The organism is Tautonia plasticadhaerens (assembly GCF_007752535.1).
Classification (GTDB): Bacteria; Planctomycetota; Planctomycetia; order Isosphaerales; family Isosphaeraceae; genus Tautonia; species Tautonia plasticadhaerens.
In genome coordinates, this window is sequence record NZ_CP036426.1 from 7,248,365 (window position 1) to 7,267,532 (window position 19,168).

Annotated in this window: 11 protein-coding genes; 7 read left to right on the forward strand and 4 right to left on the reverse strand. The window is 72.8% G+C overall.

What is annotated here, in order from left to right:
- The first annotated feature begins 167 nt into the window (after positions 1 to 167).
- Genes ElP_RS28910 through ElP_RS28925 form a run of 4 tightly spaced genes read left to right on the forward strand, consistent with a single transcriptional unit; the run spans position 168 to position 6,286 of the window.
- The gene (locus ElP_RS28910) at positions 168 to 1,937 is read left to right on the forward strand and encodes an arylsulfatase (protein ID WP_197446462.1); all 1,770 of its coding nucleotides are present in this window, start codon (positions 168 to 170) and stop codon (positions 1,935 to 1,937) included.
- 12 nt (positions 1,938 to 1,949) lie between these two features.
- Positions 1,950 to 3,350: a sulfatase-like hydrolase/transferase gene (locus ElP_RS28915; RefSeq protein ID WP_145276155.1), complete on the forward strand. Its 1,401-nt coding sequence runs from the start codon at positions 1,950 to 1,952 to the stop codon at positions 3,348 to 3,350.
- A 46-nt stretch (positions 3,351 to 3,396) separates the two neighbouring features.
- Entirely contained in the window at positions 3,397 to 5,451 is a 2,055-nt protein-coding gene (locus ElP_RS28920; RefSeq protein WP_145276157.1) for a serine hydrolase, read from the forward strand.
- A 34-nt stretch (positions 5,452 to 5,485) separates the two neighbouring features.
- Entirely contained in the window at positions 5,486 to 6,286 is an 801-nt protein-coding gene (locus tag ElP_RS28925; RefSeq protein WP_145276159.1) for a TrmH family RNA methyltransferase, read from the forward strand.
- 6 nt (positions 6,287 to 6,292) lie between these two features.
- On the opposite strand, the gene ElP_RS28930 is transcribed toward ElP_RS28925, so the two are convergent.
- From ElP_RS28930 to ElP_RS28945, 4 genes are read right to left on the reverse strand one after another with little or no spacing between them, the layout of a single operon-like run.
- Positions 6,293 to 7,981 (reverse strand): FAD-dependent monooxygenase, encoded by a 1,689-nt coding sequence (locus ElP_RS28930; protein WP_145276161.1) that lies wholly within the window; start codon positions 7,979 to 7,981, stop codon positions 6,293 to 6,295.
- 41 nt (positions 7,982 to 8,022) lie between these two features.
- Positions 8,023 to 8,604 carry a Uma2 family endonuclease gene (locus ElP_RS38855; RefSeq protein WP_197446463.1) on the reverse strand — a complete coding sequence of 194 codons (582 nt, stop codon included), beginning with the start codon at positions 8,602 to 8,604 and terminating at the stop codon, positions 8,023 to 8,025.
- Positions 8,601 to 9,377, reverse strand: a complete 777-nt coding sequence (locus ElP_RS38860) for a hypothetical protein (RefSeq protein WP_197446464.1) — start codon at positions 9,375 to 9,377, stop codon at positions 8,601 to 8,603. Before ElP_RS38860 ends, ElP_RS38855 begins: the two co-directional genes overlap by 4 nt.
- A gap of 3 nt (positions 9,378 to 9,380) precedes the next feature.
- Entirely contained in the window at positions 9,381 to 10,853 is a 1,473-nt protein-coding gene (locus ElP_RS28945; protein WP_231749300.1) for an NAD-dependent succinate-semialdehyde dehydrogenase, read from the reverse strand.
- Between the two features lie 400 nt (positions 10,854 to 11,253).
- Here ElP_RS28945 and ElP_RS28950 point away from each other — a divergent pair, with 400 nt between their 5' ends.
- From ElP_RS28950 to ElP_RS28960, 3 genes are all read left to right on the forward strand, one after another.
- Positions 11,254 to 11,952 carry a PEP-CTERM sorting domain-containing protein gene (locus ElP_RS28950; protein WP_145276167.1) on the forward strand — a complete coding sequence of 233 codons (699 nt, stop codon included), beginning with the start codon at positions 11,254 to 11,256 and terminating at the stop codon, positions 11,950 to 11,952.
- A gap of 174 nt (positions 11,953 to 12,126) precedes the next feature.
- On the forward strand, positions 12,127 to 15,702 hold the full coding sequence (locus tag ElP_RS28955) for a PVC-type heme-binding CxxCH protein (RefSeq protein ID WP_145276169.1): 3,576 nt from the start codon (positions 12,127 to 12,129) through the stop codon (positions 15,700 to 15,702).
- A gap of 35 nt (positions 15,703 to 15,737) precedes the next feature.
- Positions 15,738 to 18,743 (forward strand): PVC-type heme-binding CxxCH protein, encoded by a 3,006-nt coding sequence (locus tag ElP_RS28960; RefSeq protein ID WP_145276171.1) that lies wholly within the window; start codon positions 15,738 to 15,740, stop codon positions 18,741 to 18,743.
- Positions 18,744 to 19,168 lie beyond the last annotated feature (425 nt).

The following is a 19,168-nucleotide window of genomic DNA, read 5'->3' on the forward strand; positions in this document are numbered from 1 at the left end:
CCCTCGCGGGGGGTGGTGCGGACGGGGGGAGAGCCCGGTCGAGATTCGCCACGCCGGGCGGATGGCCGGTGGACGGCCCTCGCGATCGCCCATTATACTCCGCCCGGACCGCGACTCCACGAGGTCGTGCGGGGCGATCGGACCGGGGCTCCGGCCCGGAGACTGTGATGATTCGATCTCATCGTGATTGCGCGAGGGTGTGCTCTTTCGCCGCCTGCTGCGCCGTCGTGCTGGCCATGACGGCCCTCCGGCCGGCCTTCTCCCAGGAGCCCAAGGCGCCTGCCCGGCGGCCGAACGTCCTCCTGATCATGACCGACGACCAGGGCTACGGCGACCTCGGCTGTCACGGCAACCCCGTCCTCCGCACGCCGAACCTCGACGCCCTGCACGCCGGGAGCGTCCGGCTCACCGACTTCCACGTCGACCCGACCTGCGCGCCGACCCGGGCCGCCCTGATGACCGGCCGGTACTCCGGCCGGGTCGGCGTCTGGCACACGATCATGGGCCGCTCGATCCTCCCGGAGGGCGAGACGACCATGGCCGACGCCTTCTCGCGGTCGGGCTACGCCACCGGCATCTTCGGCAAGTGGCACCTCGGGGACAACGCCCCCTCCCGCCCCCAGGACCGGGGCTTCGCCCGCGCCTTCGTCCACGGCGGCGGGGGCGTCGGCCAGACCCCCGATTACTGGGGCAACGACTCCTTCGACGACACCTACTTCGACGACGGCCGGGCCCGGCCGACCGCCGGCTATTGCACCGACACCTGGTTCGACGCCGCCCTCGACTTCATCGGCGACCAGGCCGCCGCCGACCGCCCCTTCTTCTGCTACCTGGCCACCAACGCCCCCCACGGCCCCTACCGGGTGCCCGAACGCTACGAGGAGATGTACGCCAACGACCCCGACGTGCCCAACGCCGCCTTCTACGGGATGATCACGAACATCGATGAGAATGTCGGCCGATTGCTCGCATTCCTCGACGAACGGGGCCTGGCCGAGGACACCCTGCTCCTGTTCCTGACCGACAACGGCACCGCCGCCGGGGTGCGAGGGGAGGTCGGTTACGACGCCGGGATGCGGGGCCGGAAGGGGAGCCCGTACGACGGCGGCCACCGCGTCCCCTGCTTCGTCCGGTGGCCGGGTGGAGACATCGGTGGAGGAAGGGATGTTGATCAGCTTGCCGCCCATCTGGACCTCCTGCCGACGCTGATCGACCTCTGCGGGCTCGATCGGCCCGAGGGCCAGGCCCTCGACGGGACGAGCCTCGCCCCCCTGCTCCGCCCGGGGACGCCGGACTGGCCCGAGCGGGCGATCGTCGTCGAATCCCAGCGCATCGAGCACCCGGAGAAGTACCGGCAGTGCGCAGTGATGACCGGGCGCTGGCGGCTGGTCGACGGTCGGGAGCTGTACGACATCGGACAGGACCCCGGCCAGGCCCGGGACGTCTCCGGCGATCATCCCGAGGTCGTCGCCGACCTGCGGGCCGTCTACGATCGCTGGTGGGCCGACGTCTCCTCCTCCCACGGCGAGTACGCCCGGATCGTCCTCGGCTCCGATCGGGAGAACCCGAGCCGGCTGACCTGCCACGACTGGCACGAGTCGGATCCGCCCTGGGACCAGCCCATGATCCGGGAGGGGCGCGTGGCCAACGGCTTCTGGGCCGTCGAGGTCGATCGGGCCGGCACCTACGAGGTCGAGCTGCGGCGATGGCCGGTCGAGGAGCCCCGGCCGATCAACGACGGCCCCGGCCCGAAGGCCGAGACGGCCCGCCTCGTGATCGGCGAGGTGGACCGGTCGCAGCCGGTCGGGCCCGAGGACCTGTCGGCGACGTTCCGGATCCCGCTGGAGGCCGGGCCGACCCGGTTGCAGACCTGGCTCGAAGGTCCGGAAGGCTCCCGGGGGGCCTACTTCGTCTCCGTCCGACGCCTGGAAGACTGAGGTGACGCCGCCATGACCCGGATCGCGAACTCGAAGGCGACCCTGGCCGCCCTGCTGCTCGCCCTGCTCGGCCCCTCGAATCAGGCCGAGGGGCAGGACCAGGCGCCGCCGAACATCGTCGTCTTCCTCGCCGACGACCTCGGCTGGGGAGACCTGGCCTGCTACGGCAACCCGGTGATGAAGACCCCGAACCTCGACCGGTTCGCGTCGCAGGGGGTCCGGTTCACCCAGTGCTACGCCGCCTGCGGGGTCTGCTCGCCGTCCCGGTCGGCGATCCTCACCGGCCGGACGCCCTATCGCAACGGCGTCTTCCGGTGGATCTCCGAGGGGCACGAGGTCCACCTCCGGACCAGCGAGGTCACCTCGGCCGAGCTGCTCAAGGGGCGAGGCTACCAGACCTGCCACGTCGGCAAGTGGCACCTCAACGGCCTGTTCAACTCGCCCGAGCAACCCCAGCCCGACGCCCACGGCTTCGACCACTGGCTCGCCACCCAGAACAACGCCGACCCAAGCCACAAGGACCCGACCAACTTCGTCCGCAACGGCGACCCCGTCGGCCCGATGGAGGGCTTCTCGGCCCCCCTCGTCGTGGGCGAGGCGATCGACTGGCTCCGGGACGCCCGGGACGGGGACGCCCCCTTCTATCTCCAAGTCTGGACCCACGAGCCCCACCTGCCGATCGAGTCCGACCCCCGCTTCATGGCGCCCTATGAGGAGTACACCGACCAGCCCGGCGTCCTCCAGCACCACGGCAACGTCTCGCAGCTCGACCACGCCTTCGGCCTGCTCATGGAGGAGCTGGACCGCCAGGGGCTCTCCGACTCGACCCTCGTCCTCTTCACCTCCGACAACGGCCCCGAGGGGACCGGCGAGGGAGACCCGGACGACCCCGGCTCCCAGCGCGACCGGACCCGGGGGTCGACCGGCGGCCTCCGGGGCCGCAAGCGGGACGACTTCGAGGGGGGAATCCGCGTCCCCGGGATCGCCCGATGGCCGGGCCGGATCGAGCCGGGCACGGTCAGCGACGTGCCCGTGATCGGATCCGACATCTTCGCCACCGTCTGCGAGGTGGCCGATGTCCCCCTGCCCGACGATCGGACCATCGACGGCGCCAGCATGGTCCCCGCCTTCTCCGGCGAGCCGATCGAGCGGAGCGTGCCGATGTACTGGCGCACCCACATCTCCAGCCCCGACAGCCGGGTCGCCATGAGGGAAGGAGACTGGAAGGTCGTCGGCAACGTCGACCTGACCGAGTTCCTCCTGTTCAACCTCGCCGACGACCCCGAGGAGACCACCGACCTCTCCGACCGCCACCCCGACCGCTCCCGGGAGATGGCCGAGCGGCTCGTCCGCCTGAACGCCTCGGTCCTCGGCGACGGGCCGGACTGGTGGAAGAAGGAAGCGAGCCGCTGACCATCACCGGTCGGCGGTCGCGAGTCGCCACGAGTCGAGGAGACCGATGATGACCCCCTCGCAGCGCCTCCTCGCGGTCACCGTGTCGTTCGCGATCGGCCTGCCCTGCCCCGCCCGGGGAGAGGCCCCGTACCCCGGCGCCGACTGGCCCCGGGCCGACCCGGCCGAGTTGGGGATGGACGAGGCCCTCCTCGCCCGGGTCCGGGACTACGCCCTCACCGGCGAGGGCTCGGGGATGGTCGTCCGCTCCGGACGGGTCGTGACGGCCTGGGGAGACCAGGACCGACGCTACGACCTGAAGTCGACCACCAAATCCTTCGGGGCCGCGGCGCTCGGCCTGGCGATCACCGAGGGCGTCCGGTCGCTCGACGACCTCGCCGTCGACCTCGTCCCGGAGTTCGGCGTCTCCCCGCAGGCCAACCGAGGATCGGGCTGGCTCGGCGAGATCACCCTGCGCCACCTCGCCTCGCAGACCGCCGGTTTCGCCAAGCCCGGCGGCTTCGAGCCGCTCCTGTTCCGCCCCGGCACCGCCTGGCACTACAGCGACGGCGGCCCGAACTGGCTGGCCGACGCCCTGACCCTGTCCTACCGCCGAGACCTCGGCGAGCTGATGTTCGAGCGGCTGTTCTCGCCGATCGGCATCGGCCCCGATGACCTGACCTGGCGGGCCAATTCCTATCGGCCGAAACAGCTCGAAGGCATCCCCCGCCGGGAGTTCGGCTCGGGAATCAGCGCCGACATCGACGCGATGGCCCGGTTCGGTTACCTCCACCTCCGACAGGGCCGCTGGAAGGATCGGCAGATCCTCCCCAGCGAATTCGTGGATGCGGTCCGGACCCCGGTCGAGGGCGTGGTCGGCCTGCCCGAGTTCGGCGACGGCGAACACGGCAACGCCTCCGACCACTACGGCCTGCTCTGGTGGAACAACGCCGACGGGATGATCCCGGAAGTGCCCCGCGATGCCTATTGGTCGTGGGGCCTGTACGACAGCCTGATCGTGGTCATCCCGAGCCTGGATGTCGTGGCCGCCCGGGCGGGGAAGTCCTGGGAGCGCGAGGACGGCGCCGCGCATTACGACGTGCTCCGGCCGTTCCTCCGGCCGCTGGCCGCCTCCGTGCAGACGGCCCCTCCCCGAGCGGATGCCCCGTATCCGCCGAGTGAACGGATCGTCGGGGTCGACTGGGCCCCGGCCCGGGAGATCGTCCGCCTCGCCCCCGGTTCCGACAACTGGCCGACCACCTGGGCCGACGATGACGCGCTTTACACCGCCTACGGAGACGGGCGGGGCTTCCGCCCGTTCGTCCCCGAGAAGCTCAGCCTCGGCCTCGCCCGGGTCGAGGGGCCTCCCGACGCCCCGGTCGGCGACAACCTCCGCTCCCCCTCGCTCGAACGCACCGGGGACGGCCCCCGGGGGGCGAAGGCGAGCGGGATCCTGATGGTCGACGGCGTCCTCTACCTGCTGGCCCGGAACCTCGACGACGCGCAGGTCGCCCGGTCGACCGACCGTGGCGCCTCGTGGACCTGGGCCGACTGGCGGTTCACCGACGGCTTCGGCTGCCCCACCTTCCTCAACTTCGGCCGGGATTACGCCGGGGCCCGGGACGAGTTCATCTACGTCTACTCCCCGGACGCCGAGACTGCCTACGAGCCGGCCGACCGCCTCGTGCTCGCCCGGGTCCCCCGAGATGCCGTCTTCGAGCGGGATGCCTACGAATTCTTCTCCTGGCTCGACGGCGAGGGCAGCCCGACCTGGAGTCGAGCCCCGGCCGACCGAGCCGCCGCCTTCGAGAACCCGGGGAGGGTCTACCGCTCCACCGTCTCCTTCAATCCAGCCATCGGCCGATACCTGCTCTGCCAGACCCTCCCCGACGAGGACACCGACGCGATCCGATTCTCCGGGGGCTTCGGCATCTACGAGGCCCCCGAGCCCTGGGGCCCCTGGCGCACGGTCTTCTACACCGAGCGGTGGGACGTCGGCCCCGGAGAGACCCAGGTCCTGCCGACGAAGTGGATGGGAGACGACGGCCAAACCGCCCACCTCGTCTTCTCGGGGGACGACGCCTTCTCCGTCCGCCGGGCCCGGTTCATCCTCCGAGACTGAGACGGTCCCCGAGCCCAGGCACCCGACCGAACCCATGCCCGTCATCCCCCTCGACGACCTGGACGACCCCCGCCTGGCGATCTATCGCAACCTGAAGGCGACCAACGAGACGAGGGGGCTGCCCCTCTTCGTGGTCGAGGGGGAGAAGCTCGTCCTCAGCCTCCGGGACAGCCGCTACCCGATCGAGTCGGTCCTGCTCTCCGACCACCACGCCGATCGGATCGCCCCGAGCCTCCCCGGCGACGTGACCGCATTCGTGGTCGAACACGCCCGGATCAGCACCCTCGTCGGTTACAACTTCCACCAGGGGGCGCTGGCGGCCGGGAGACGGCTCCCGCCGATCGACCCGGGATCACTGGTCGAGACCCGGCCCGGGATGGTGACGCTGGTCGCCTGCCCGGTCGTCCAGAACCCGGAGAACCTGGGGACGATCGTCCGCACGGCCGACGTCTTCGGGGTCGACGCCGTGCTCGTCGGCCCGACCTGCCCCGACCCGCTCTCCCGTCGAGTGCTCCGGGTGTCGATGGGCACGGTGCTCGGCCTGCCCGTGATCCCCTGCGACGACCTGGCGGCCCGGCTCGACCGCCTGCGATCCGACCTCGGCCTCCGGCTGGTGGCGACCGTCACCGACCCGCACGCCACGCCGATCGACCGCTTCGAGCGGCCGGAGCGCCTGGCGATCGTCATGGGGTCTGAGGCCCACGGGCTCGCCCCCTCCTGGGTCGATCGCTGCGACCACCGGGTGACGATCCCGATGCGGCCGGGGGCCGAGTCGCTCAACGTCGCCGTCGCGGCCGGGATCTTCCTCCACCGCCTGGCCGTCCCCCGGCGGTAGGGCCGATCATCCCCCGACCTCGGCGCCGAGGCCGAGGCACCGGTCCAGGTAACCCCGGAGCCTCCCCGCATCCGGGGGGCGGCACCGAAAGCCGAGGTGGCCGTCGGGTCGGACCAGCAGCAGGCCCGGCCCCGGGCAGCCGAGGAGTCGGTGGATCCGGCCGTCGGGATCCTCGATCGAGGAAGATGGCGTGGGGACCGCATCGTCCGGCATCCCGCCGGGGCCGACGACCGGGACGACCCGGACGATCTCCCCGAAGCGACCGGCCGCGAGGTCGAGCACGGCCCGGATCGACTCGCCGGCGGCGGCCGACGGCGGCTCGATCCCCGGCAGGAGGAACAGGGTGAACCAGGGTCCCCGGGCGTGGTCGAGCAGCCCCCCGGAGGCCCCCGAAGGGAGGTCGGGCAGCCGGTCGCCGGGCCGGGGGCCGTCCCCTCGGTCGAGGGGATGGGGGGGCCACTCCTCGATCGAGAGCGGGCCGCCTCGGTACGTCACCTCCAGGTCGGCCACGGAGCGGATCAGCCTCCGGTGCAGCGGGGGGATGCGGACCAGAGTCGCGACGGCCGAGTCCCGGGCCCATCGGGCCAGGGGGTTGCGGAGGGTGACCACCCGGGTCGCCCGGTCGGTCGCGGCGAGGACGGCCTCGGCCACCGGGCGTCGTTCGGCGTCGTACGAGTCGAGCAGGGTGTCGGGCGCCTCCCCCCGGGCCACCAGGGCGAGCTTCCAGGAGAGGTTGAACGCATCCTGGACCCCGGTGTTCAGGCCCTGGCCGCCGACCGGGCTGTGGATGTGCGCCGCGTCCCCGGCCACCAGGCAGCGGCCGATTCGGAGCCGGCCGACCGCCCGGCGGTGGATGCGGAAGGCGGAGGTCCAGGTCGCCGGGCCCATCGAGGTCGCCGGGACGGGAGAATACCTGCGGAGCAGGTCGTCGAACCGGCCGACGATCGCCGCCGGCTCGTCCGAATCGAGCCGAGCGGTGGTGTCAATCAGCCGCCAGGCCCGCTCCCGGGGCATCGGCAAGGCCGGGACGACCCCCTCGGGGGTGAGCATCAGGTGGCCGTGGTCCCGGGGCAGGTCCCAGTCGATCTCGACGTCGGCCAGCAGGAATCGTTCGGGATTCGAGGTCCCCTCGAACCGCAGCCCGAGCGCCTCCCGCACCGTGCTCCGGGCGCCGTCGCAGCCGACGAGCCACCCGGCCCGAGCCTTCTCGATGCGGCCGTCATCGGCGGTCAACCCGGCGTCCACCCCCCCGCCATCCTGGCCCAGCCCCGAGAGCCTCGTCCCCCATTCCACCCGCCCCCCCAGCGCCTCGAGCCGGTCGATCAGGGCCCGCTCGGTGGCCCCCTGCGGGATCGAGAGGATGAACGGGTACCTCGTCTCCCCCTCCAGGGGACTCGCGTCGAGCCGGAACCGGGGCCGTCGGCCCCGCCAGGCCACCAGGCCCCGGATTTCCAGGCCGCCGGCCACCAGGGTGTCGGCGACCCCGAGGGCCTCGAAGATCTCCATCGTCCGGGCCTGGAGGCCGAGGGCCCGGGACTCCCCCTCCGGCGTCGGCCCGGCTCCCGAGTCGACGACCCGACACGAGACGCCCAGCCGGCGGAGCGAACACGCCAGCGCCAGGCCGACCGGCCCGGCGCCGACGATCAGCACCGGCACGACCTCCACACCGCCCGACGCCTCATCCCGGTTCGGCATGTCCCACCTCGATCGGACCGAAGATCGGAGCACCGGAGGGATCACTCGAAGAACCGGGAGACCGACTCGTCGAACCCGGGCAAGTAGGGATCTCCCCCGAGTCGCTGGCGGACGTTGTGCATCACCGGCTCCTCCCCGGGGCGGTGGACCCGGATCGTGCGGAAGTCGGGGTCGACCTCCCAGACGACCACGCCGGCCTCGAGGTACAGCGCGATCTTCTCGACGAGGTCCTCGTGGGTGTCCGAAGGAGAGAGGATCTCGACCGCCAGCGCCGGGGGGCCGTCGTAGTAGGGTCGGCCCGGATCGGTGGCCGCGATCAGCTCGGGGGGAGCATAGGCGACATCGATCCCGACGAAGGTTTCCGGCTCCTGGCGGATCCGGAAGCCCGCCTCCCCGCTGTGGACCCGTCCCCTCGGCTCGGGCTGGCGGTCGAGCCAGCCCTTGAGAAGGTAGGCGATATTCGCCTCGACCCCGCTGTGGGACCGGTTCCGTCGCGTCATGGGGGTTTCCCTCAGCTCTCCCCGGATCAGCTCGCGACGGACGCCGTCGTCGGGCATCGCGATCAGGTCGTCGGCGGTGGGGGTCCGCGACTTCGTCGAGGCGGGGGCGGTCGTGGTGCTCATGGCGTCGCCTGGTTCTCGTCGGGGGCCGTCGCTGAGGGCGAGGAGACGGATCGGGTGTCCTCTGGGGCGGGTTCCGGGGGGCCTTGAAGGCGTCCCCCTCGGGGGTGAGGCTGGTCGGGCCCTCCCGACACGATCGCTCCCGATTCCGCCCATTCGACGACGGGGGACGGCGTCGGCGAGGGCGCGAGCCGGGGGTAGGCGACCAGGACCACGCTCGACAGCCAGGAGGCGATCCAGGCCCAGCCGAGCAGCCGGCCCGCCCGGTCCCTCCAGGAAGGCGAAGGCCGCCACCTCCGGCAGAGGGCGAGCAACCCCCATCCGATCGCCACCGCCAGCCCCTCGGCGCCGATGCCGAAGAAGGCCCGACTCTCGACGTACCACCACGGTGTCTCGCCCGAGAGCAGGCCGAGGGCGACCGCCATGGCCGACTGGACCAGGAGCACGGCCGAGACGATCAGGGCGGCGAGCACCCCCGGCCGGTGGAGCGACTCGGCCCGGGTCGGGCGGGGGGGGTGGACCAGCGAGCAGAGCAGGGCTAGTGTCGGCGGCACCAGCAGGACGATCGACACCCAACGAAAGGAGAATGCGGGGCGGAGCACCCGGGCATGGGGACCCGCCCGGGGCAGGAACCCGACGTATTCGCTGAACCTGGGGGGCGTGTCGGCCCAGGCCCGGAACCAGGCGACCGAGACGGCCGCCGCGCCGCTCGCCAGCATCAGTTCCAGCGCGACCGGCCCCCGACGGGGCCGGTCGCCGTCCGGGTCCCCCGGCATGGCTCACCCCCTCAGGCCGAGGGAGACGTACTTCGTCTCCAGGTAGGCCTCAAGGCCCTCGATGCCCAGCTCCCGGCCCAGGCCCGACTGCTTCATCCCGCCGAAGGGGCACTGCGGGGTCGCCGGCACCGGGTCGTTGATGCCGATGATCCCGGCCTCCAGCCCCTCGGCCATCCTCGTGGCGACGGTCAGGTCGTTGGTGAAGACATACGCGGCCAGCCCGTACGGGGTGTCGTTGGCGGCCTTGATCACCTCGTCGACCTGGGAGAAGCTCAACAGCGGCATGACCGGGGAGAACGGCTCCTCGGTCATCAGCCGCATCGACCCGTCCACGTCCCGCAGCACGGTCGGCTCGAAGAAGTACCCCTTCTCGAACCGGCTCGGCCGCCCGCCGCCGGTGAGGATCGAGGCCCCCCGGGTCCTGGCGTCCTCGATCAGCTCCATGGTCTTGTCCAGCCCCTGCTGGGCGAACATCGGCCCGACGGCCACCCCCTCCTCCCAGCCGGGGCCGAGCTTCAGGCGTTTCGTCTCCTCGACCGCCGCCTCGGTGAACTGCTCCGAGAGCGACTCGTGGACGAAGAACCGAGACGGCGAGACGCAGACCTGCCCGTTGTTGCGGAACTTGCCGATGACGGCGGCCTTGGCCACCTGCTCCACGTCGGCGTCCTCGAAGACGATGAGGGGGGCGTGGCCGCCCAGCTCCAGGCTCAGGCGCTTCACGCCGTCGGCCGACTTGCGGATCAGCTCCTTCCCGACCCGGGTCGATCCGGTGAAGCTGACCTTGCCCACCTCGGGGCGGGCGAAGAAGGCGTCGGCGATCCCCCGGGCGTCCCCCATCACCAGGTTCGCCACGCCGGGGGGGCAGCCGGCCTCCTCCAGGCACTCGAACATGGCGATCAGCACCAGGGGGGTCTGGTCGGCCGGCCGGCTGACCACCGTGCAGCCGACCGCCAGCGCCGGGGCGATCTTCCGGCTCGGCAGGGCCGCGGGGAAGTTCCAGGGCGTGATCGTGCCCACCACGCCGACCGGGTGCGAGATGGCGAAGTGTCGCTTGCCCGCCACCGCCGGGGGGATGACACGGCCGTAGGAGCGCTTGGCCTCCTCGGCGAACCACTCGAAGGTGGCGGCGGTGTGCAGGACCTCGCCCCGGGCCTCGGGGACGGGCTTGCCCTGCTCCAGGGTGAGGGCCCGGCCGATCGCGTCGGCCCGCTCCCGGAGCAGGTCGGCGGTCCGCTTGAGGACCTCGGCCCGCTCGTAGGCCGTCTTCGCTCGCCAGGCGGGCAGGGCCTTCGCGGCGGCGTCGATGGCACGCTCGGCGTCGGCCCGGCCGCCGAAGGCGACCTCGGTGATGGTCGATTCGTCGGCCGGGTTGGTCACGGCCAGCCGGCCGCCGTCGGCGGCGTCGCACCACGTGCCGTCGATGTACATCTGGGTGCGGGTCGGGACGGTCAATTCGGGGGCGGCGGCCGTCGTCATCGTGTCACCTCGGTGGGGCGTCGGCGGGAGCCGTCGGTGGCGTTCCGGCGGGGTCGAGGGCGGGTCCTCCGGCCTGCCCGGCCCGGGGCAGAGCGGGAGGAGATCCGGGCGGTCGCGACCCGCTCCCACCTTACCCGGGCCGATCGGCCCGTTGCAATCGACCCGGGCTCCCGGTCCCCGGAGGGGCCCCGTCCCGTCCCGCATCCTCGCGTGCGTATGGGCGGGCGCGAAACTGGCCTTGACGGGGACGGGACGCCGCGCCTCGAAATCCCCACAATCTGGCCGATCGCTTCAAGCCCGACGCCCCGACCTCCGATATTCCCGTTGTGCTGGGAGGAGAATCTGGCATCATGCTCCGCCGGCCTCGGGACGGGTCCGGAGCCAGACGGGTGGGATCGACATGGAAACGTTTCGCAAGCTGATCGGGCGGCCGTACCGGCCGCCCCGCCTCGACCGCAGGGCGCTGGCCGCGCTGCTGGTCGTGGCACTGGCCCCGGCGATCGCGGAGGCCGGCCCGCTTCGGGTCCGGGCCCGGGCCATCGCCGAGCGGGTCGCCGCCCAGCGGGCCCTGCTCGGGGCCGACGCCGGGACGACCCTGGCCCGGCAGGCCGCCGCCCAGGACGGGGCCGTCCGGCTCCGCCAGGCCTCGATCCTCGACTCCGAGGCGTTCCGACGCCAGGAGGCCTTCTATGCCCAGGCCCTCCAGGCCGGGATGACCCGGGTGCCGAGGCCCCAGTTCCTCGACCTCCTGCTCGTGCCGGACGCCTCGGGGCTGCTCCCCGAGTCGGCGACGATCGACTACCTGCGGTTCCGGCGCGGGCTCAACCAGGCCCGGTTCGACCGGGTCCACCCGTTCATCGGGCCGATCCTGGAGCGCGACCGGATCGTCCGCACCCAGGTGCCGATCCCGCTGCCCCCCGTCGTGCCGGAAATCCCGACCATCCCGCCGGTGACCCCGCAGATCCCCGAGGGGCCGATCCTGGGGGGCGGCAAGCCGAGTCCCCAGGTCCCCGTCCCCGAGCCGAGCACCCTGGCCGTCTGGGTCGCCCTGGGCCTGGGGGGCGCCTTCGCCTTGCAACGCCGACGGGCCTCCGCCTGATCGATCCGGCCGCCGGGACGAAGCCGTCCCGGGCCGCGGGCCATCCCGAGCCGACCGGCCCCTTTCCAAGGGCCGGCCCATCCCCTACCCTCGACCATCGGACCCGGGCCGGGCGCCTCGCCCTCCCCGGGCGGTGTCGAGGGGCTTCGGCGTTGTTGCGGGGATGGACCAGCGATGGGCAGTCGACTCGGGCGGATCGGGGGCGTCGCCGGCCTCGGGGTGGTGCTCTCGGCCTCGATCGGCGTGGCCTGGGCGACCCAGGAGGAGGCACCGCCGCCGGGTGGCGTGTCCCGGCTGGTGCCGATCCCCGACACCTGGAAGGAGCCCCCCCGGGTCCGGCCGGCCGAGGGGTCCGGCTCCGGGCGGGACGGCTTCGCCTGGTACCGCTCCGCCGTGGTCGTGCCGGGGGACTGGGAGGGCCGGGCCCTCGAACTGTTCGTCGAGCCCGTCGACGACGCCCGGGCGGCGTTCGTCAACGGGGTCCAGGTCGGCTCGGCGGGGACGTTCCCACCCCAGTACCGCAGCGGCCTGGGGGAGCCCGGCCGGCACCCCGTCCCCGAGGGCCTGATCCGCCCCGGCGAGCCGAACGTGGTCGCCGTCCGCGTCTACTACAACGACGGCCGGAGCAACTTCGCCGTCGCCGCCCCCGCACTGTATGACCCGGAGGGGGGCGAGGCGATCAAGCTGGAGGGCCCCTGGGAGTACCTCCCCGGCGACGACCCAGGCTGGGCCGAGGGCCCCGTCTCCCCCCCCGAGGCGACCTTCGGCCGGGTCGATCGCTTCGACGACCTCGACGCCTACCTCCGCCTCCGACGGGGGGACACCGCGCCCCTGTCCCCCGAGGCCGCCCTCGACGCCTTCGCCGTGGCCGACGGCCTGGCGGTCGACCTCGCCCTGGCCGACCCGGCCATCTCCCAGCCGCTCCAGGTCTCGTTCGACGAGCGCGGGCGGATGTGGGTCGTCGAGTACCGCCAGTACCCCGAGCCCGCCGGCCTGACGATGGTCAGCCGGGACAAGTTCCTCCGGACCGTCTACGACCGGACCCCCGAGCCCCCGCCGCACGGCACGCCGGGCATCGACCGCGTCTCGATCCACGAGGACCGGGACGGCGACGGCTCCTTCGAATTCCACACGACTTTCCTCGACGACCTGAACCTCGCCACCTCGATCGCCCGGGGACGGGGGGGCGTCTGGATCCTCAATCCGCCCTACCTCCTCTTCTATCCCGACCGGGACGGCGACGACGTGCCCGACGGCGAGCCCGAGGTCCACCTCGAAGGCTTCGGCCTGGAGGACAGCCACTCCCTGGCCAACAGCCTGACCTGGGGGCCCGACGGCTGGCTCTACGCCGCCCAGGGGAGCACCGTCACCGGCCGGATCCGCCGACCCGGAGAGCCCGACGAGGCGATCGTGCACTCGATGGGCCAGCTCATCTGGCGCTACCACCCCGAATCCCGACGCTACGAGATCTTCGCCGAGGGGGGCGGAAACACCTTCGGCGTCGAGGTCGACGCCCTCGGCCGGGTCTACTCGGGCCACAACGGCGGGGACACCCGGGGCTTTCACTACGTCCAGGGCGGCTACTACCAGAAGGGGTTCACCAAGCACGGCGCCCTCTCCAACCCCTACGCCTTCGGCTACTTCCCGCCGATGGGGCACCATACCGTCCCCCGCTTCTCCCACACCTTCGTGATGGAGGAGGGGGGGGCCTTCCCCGAGCAATTCCGGGGCAAGCTGTTCGGCGTCGAGCCGCTCCAGGGTCAGGTGGTCCTCAGCGAGGTCATGCCCGAGGGCTCCACCTTCGAGACCGCCGACCTCGACCGCCCGCTCGCCACCGAGGACCCCTGGTTCCGCCCCGTCGCCATCGCGCTCGGTCCCGATGGCGCGCTCTACGTCGCCGACTTCTACGAACAGCGGATCGACCACAGCAGCCACTACGCCGGTCGGGTCGACAAGGCCAACGGCCGGATCTACCGCCTCCGGGCCGCCGACGCCGAGCCCGGCCGGTATCCCGGAGGGGTCGGGCCGCAACCGCCCTTCGACCTCTCGGCGATGACCGGCAGTGAGTTGATCGCCCTGCTCGACCACCCCAATCGTTGGACCCGCCACACGAGCCTCCGCGTCCTCGGCGACCGCAAGGACGCCTCGCTCATCCCCGGGCTCCGGGACTCACTCCTGACCCTGGAGGCCAGCGACCACGCCCTGGATCGCCTCTGGGCCCTGAACCTCTGCGGCGGGCTCGACGAGCAGACCGCCCTGGCGCTGCTCGACCACCCCGACCCGCACGTCCGGCTCTGGGCCGTCCGCCTCACGTGCGACGACTCCGAGGCCGGCGACGCCCTCGCCGACGCCCTGGCCGACCTCGCCGCCCGGGAGCCCTACGTGGCCGTCCGGAGCCAGCTCGCCTGCTCCGCCCGACGGCTGCCGGCCGACCAGGCGTTGCCGATCGTCCGAGGCCTGCTCTCCCGGGACGAGGACGCGGCCGACCCCCACCTCCCCCTGCTCCTCTGGTGGGCGATCGAGGACAAGGTCGGCGAGGATCCCGATCGGGTGCTCGGCCTGTTCGACGAGGCCGGGCCCTGGGACGAGCCGATCGTCTCGCAGGCGATCCTCGGCCGCCTCATGCAGCGCTTCGCGCGGGCCGGGACCCGGGCCGACCTGCTCTCCTGCGCGACCCTGCTGGAGCGGGCCCCGTCGCCGGAGGACGCGGAGACGCTGATGTCGGGCTTCGAGGCCGCCTTCGAGGGCCGGCCCCTCTCCGCCCTGCCCGACCGGCTGGTGCAGGCCATCGCCGGCTCCGGGGGCGGCTCGCTCCCGCTCCGGGTCCGCCAGGGCGGCGACGAGGCGGTGGCCGAGGCGCTGGCGATCATCGCCGACCCCTCGGCCGACGCCGACGACCGCCTGGAGCTGATCCGCACGATCGGCGAGATCCGGGACGAGCGGGGCGTCCCCGCGCTGATCTCGGTCGCCTCGTCCGACGGCCCCGAGTCGATCCGGGCCGCCGCCCTGGCCGCCCTCCGCCCCTTCGACGACCCGAGGATCGCCCGGGTCGCCCTCGACCTGCACGACGAACTCCCTCCCGAGGCCAGGGAGGCCGCGCAGGACCTGCTCGTCGGCCGACGGCCCTACGCCTCCGCCCTGCTCGACGCGATCGCCTCCGGCGGCGTCGACCGCTCGATCGTCCCCCAGTCGACCGCCCGCAAGCTCCTCCTGCTCGGCGACGACGCGCTCTCGGCGTCGGCCCGGGAGATCTGGGGGGACCTCGGCGGCGAGTCGACCGAGCGGCTCCGCCAGGCGGTGCAGACCCTGGAGGGGATGATCGCCGCCGGCTCCGGCAATCCCTACACCGGCAAGGAACTCTATCTGCAGACCTGCGGCAAGTGCCACGCCCTATTCGACGAGGGCGGGGACGTCGGCCCGAGCCTCACGAGCTATCAGCGAGACGACCTCCGGGCGATGCTCACCGCCGTCGTCGACCCCGGCGCCGAGGTCCGGGAGGGTTACGAGACCTACCTCGCCCTCATGCTCGACGGCCGGGTCGTCACCGGGTTCCTCGTCGACCAGGATGACCGGGTGGTCGTCCTCCGGGGGGCCGACGGCCGCAACGAGGTGCTCCCCCGGCCCGAGATCGAGGAACTGGCCGGCGTCCCCCAGTCGGTCATGCCCTCCGGCCTGCTCGACCCGATGTCCGACCAGCAGGTGCGCGACCTGTTCGCCTATCTGCGGAGCACCCAGCCCCTGAGCAATTGACCCGCCCGACGCGCCCGCCCGACGAGGATTTCGCCTTGAATCGAGCCCCGATCCTCGCCCCGCTCGCGCTGCTGATCGCGAGCCCACTCCCCGGCCAGGCCGACGACGCCCCCCTCCCCCGCTTCGAGGCCCTGGAGCCGGCCGAGGCCCTCAACTCGTTCCGGGTCCAGGGCGGCTTCCGCATGGAGCTGCTCGCCGCCGAGCCGATGGTCCTCGACCCCGTCGCCGGCGCCTTCGACGCCGACGGCCGCCTCTACGTCGCCGAGATGGCCGACTACCCCCACGTCGATCGGGCCAACGACCGGCCGTTCGAGGAGAACGCCGGCGACCCTCCCATCGGCCGCGTCCGCCTGCTCATCGACCGGGACGGCGACGGCGTCTTCGACGAGTCCCACCTGTTCGCCGAGGGACTCTCCTGGCCGACCGGCGTCGCACCGTGGCGGGGGGGCGTCTTCGTCGCCGCCACGCCCGACGTCTGGTACCTCGAGGACACCGACGGCGACCACGAGGCCGACGTCCGGGAACGCATCTACACCGGATTCCGCAAGTACAACATCCAGGCGGTGATGAACAACCTGGCCTGGGGCCTCGACCACCGGATCTACGGGGCCGGCTCCAGCAACGGCGGCCAGATCCGCCGCGTCGACCTCGACGACGCCGAGCCCGTCCCCCTGCTCCGCTCCGACTTCCGCTTCGACCCCCGCACCCTCGACTTCGAGCCCATCAGCGGAGGCGCCCGCTTCGGCAACACCTTCGACGACCGGGGCGACCGCTTCCTCTGCAACATCCGCAACCCCGCCCAGCACGTCGTCCTCCCCGACCGGGACCTCTCCACCAACCCCTGGCTCCCCATCCCGACCGCCCTGCACGACGTGGCCGCCGCCGGCGACACGATCGTCATGCACCGCATCAGCCCGCCCGAGCCCTGGCGGGAGCTCCGGGCCCGGCGCTGGGTCGACATCGGCAAGCCCCTGCCCCAGAGCGAGCTGGTCGGCGCCGGCTACCTCACCTCCTCCAGCGGCATCACCTCCTCCCGTGGGGACGCCTACCCGGAGCCCTTCCGGGGCAACCTCTTCCTCGGCGAGGTCGCCAACAACCTGATCCACCGCATGAGCGTCCGCCCCGACGGCGTGACGTTCAGCGCCGAGCGTGCCGACGAGGGGGGCATCGAGTTCGTCGCCTCGACCGACACCTGGTTCCGCCCCGTCAACTTCGTCAACGCCCCCGACGGCACCCTGCTCGTGCTCGACATGTACCGCGAAACGATCGAGCACCCCTGGTCCATCCCCGACGACATCCGGGACCGCCTCGACCTCCGCTCCGGGGACGACCGGGGCCGCATCTACCGCCTCTCCCCCCCGGGATTCGAGCCCGGGCCCGCCCCCAGGCTGGGCGAGTCGACCTCCGCCGAACTCGTCGCCCTGCTCGATCACCCCAACGCCTGGCACCGCGACACGGCCCATCGCCTGATCTTCGAGCGGCAGGATCCCGACGCCGTCGCCCCCCTGCGTCGCCTGCTCCTGGAGGGGGAATCGACGCTCGGGAGGATGCACGCCGCCCATGCGCTGGAGGGCCTCGGGGCCCTCGACGCCCCCCTGCTGCTCAACGCACTGGCGGTCGACCATCCCGGATCGGCCCCGGTCCTCGAACACCTCGTCCGGCTCTCGGCCCCCCGGCTGGGTGGCCATCCCGACCTGAACGATGCCGTGCTCGGGCTGGCCGACCACCCCGAGATCCGGGTCCGGTTCCAGGTCGCGCTCGCCCTGGCCCGCGTCGACGAGCCGTCCGCCCCGGAGGCACTCACCCGGATCGCCCTCCGGGATCGGGACGACCCCTGGATTCGATCGGCCGTGCTCGGCGCCGCCGGCCGGGCCCCGATCGGCGTCTTCCTCCGATTGCTGGGCGAATCCGGGCCGGGCGAATGGTCCTCGATCCTCGACCTCCTGGGGCCGCTCGCCTTCGCCATCGGCGCGGGCGGGAGCGACGAGGAGGCCGCCGACGCCCTCGACGGCCTGGCCCAGGGCCCGGCCGACTCGGTCGATTCCCCCGAGGCCGGCGTCGCCATGCGCCTCGGCGACGGCCTGATTCGCCGGGGGACCGGCCTGTTCGGGGTCGCGGTGTCGGCGGATGCGGCGCGATTCCTCGACCGCATCCTCGCCGACGCCCGGCTCGCGGTCGATCGCGACGACGCGCCCGCCGCCCTCCGGGCCCGGGCCGCCTCCCTGTTCGCGCACCGGCCCTATCCCGAGGCCGAGGAGGCGCTCGTTCCCCTGCTCAACCCCGGCCAGCCCTCCGAGGTCCGTCTCCCCGCCGTGGAGACGCTCGCCCGGTTCGGCGACGAGCCCGGGGTGGCCGGACTGCTGCTGTCGGGATGGGCCTCGCAGACCCCCGCGGTGCGGGATGCGATCCTCTCGGCCCTGGTCGCCCGCCCCTCCTGGGCCGGGGCCCTGCTCGACGCGATCGAGGCCGGCGACCTCTCCCCCGGCCAGGTCCCGACGGCCAGGCGATCGGCCCTCCTGCGGAGCCGGGACGACTCCGTCCGGGACCGGGCCGCCCTCGTGTTCGAGCAGCGGAGCGGCGGGCCGCCCCCCGACCTGATGGCCCGGTACCTCGACGCCCTCAAGTCTCCCGGCGATCCGGACCGGGGCCGGGTCGTGTTCGACCGGGCCTGTGCCACCTGCCACACGATCGGCGATCGGGGCCACGCCGTCGGCCCGAATCTCGCCTCGGTTTCCCGTCGGACGCCCGACGAGTTGCTCACCCACATCCTCGACCCCAACCGGGAGGTCTCCCCCGACGCGATCGAGTACGTCGTCGCCCTCGAGGACGGCCGGGTCTCCTCCGGCGTGATCGAGTCGGAGTCGTCGGCCTCGCTCACCCTCCTCCGGGCCGAGGGGGAGCGGGAGACGATCCTGCGTCGGGACGTGGAGGAACTCGGCTCGACCGGCCGGTCGCTCATGCCCGAGGGGCTCGAACAGGACATCACGCCCGCCGAGATGGCCGACCTGATCGCCTTCCTGCTCCGCCTCCAGACGCTCTGACCCCCGTGGCACCTCCCATGCCGGATGGAGGACCCCCGCACCCGGCATCCCCGGGTCGACCTCGCCGAGGTCGACCCGGCTCCCCTCGTCGCGCTGACCGGGAGGATCGCCGGCCTTCGCTTGGTCCTGCTCAACGTCGGCGGATTCCTCGGCCCGACGGCGGGCCCGGTCCTCGGGGCGGGCAAGGCTTCGGTCGAGATCGCCACCCTTGAGGGCGTGGGGGGCTCGACCGGCTCATCGGGACCGTCGGCGCCGATCGGATCCTCTTCGGCACCCACGCGCCGCTGTTCGTCCCCGAGTCCGCCGCGCGGAAGCTCCGAGAGTCTTCCCTCTCGGCGGACGCCAGGGAGGCCGTCATCCGGGACAGCGCCTTCCGCCTGCTCGGGGCCGATCGGCCGTGATCACGACGTCGATCGCCCCGCAGT

Excerpts from the sequence above, each read along its gene's own strand:
- ElP_RS28945 (WP_231749300.1), bottom strand. The coding sequence starts at position 10,853 with ATGACGACGGCCGCCGCCCCCGAATTGACCGTCCCGACCCGCACCCAG.
- ElP_RS28920 (WP_145276157.1), top strand. The coding sequence starts at position 3,397 with ATGATGACCCCCTCGCAGCGCCTCCTCGCGGTCACCGTGTCGTTCGCG.
- ElP_RS28915 (WP_145276155.1), top strand. The coding sequence starts at position 1,950 with ATGACCCGGATCGCGAACTCGAAGGCGACCCTGGCCGCCCTGCTGCTC.
- ElP_RS28950 (WP_145276167.1), top strand. The coding sequence starts at position 11,254 with ATGGAAACGTTTCGCAAGCTGATCGGGCGGCCGTACCGGCCGCCCCGC.
- ElP_RS28930 (WP_145276161.1), bottom strand. The coding sequence starts at position 7,981 with ATGCCGAACCGGGATGAGGCGTCGGGCGGTGTGGAGGTCGTGCCGGTG.
- ElP_RS38855 (WP_197446463.1), bottom strand. The coding sequence starts at position 8,604 with ATGAGCACCACGACCGCCCCCGCCTCGACGAAGTCGCGGACCCCCACC.
- ElP_RS28910 (WP_197446462.1), top strand. The coding sequence starts at position 168 with ATGATTCGATCTCATCGTGATTGCGCGAGGGTGTGCTCTTTCGCCGCC.
- ElP_RS28925 (WP_145276159.1), top strand. The coding sequence starts at position 5,486 with ATGCCCGTCATCCCCCTCGACGACCTGGACGACCCCCGCCTGGCGATC.
- ElP_RS38860 (WP_197446464.1), bottom strand. The coding sequence starts at position 9,377 with ATGCCGGGGGACCCGGACGGCGACCGGCCCCGTCGGGGGCCGGTCGCG.
- ElP_RS28955 (WP_145276169.1), top strand. The coding sequence starts at position 12,127 with ATGGGCAGTCGACTCGGGCGGATCGGGGGCGTCGCCGGCCTCGGGGTG.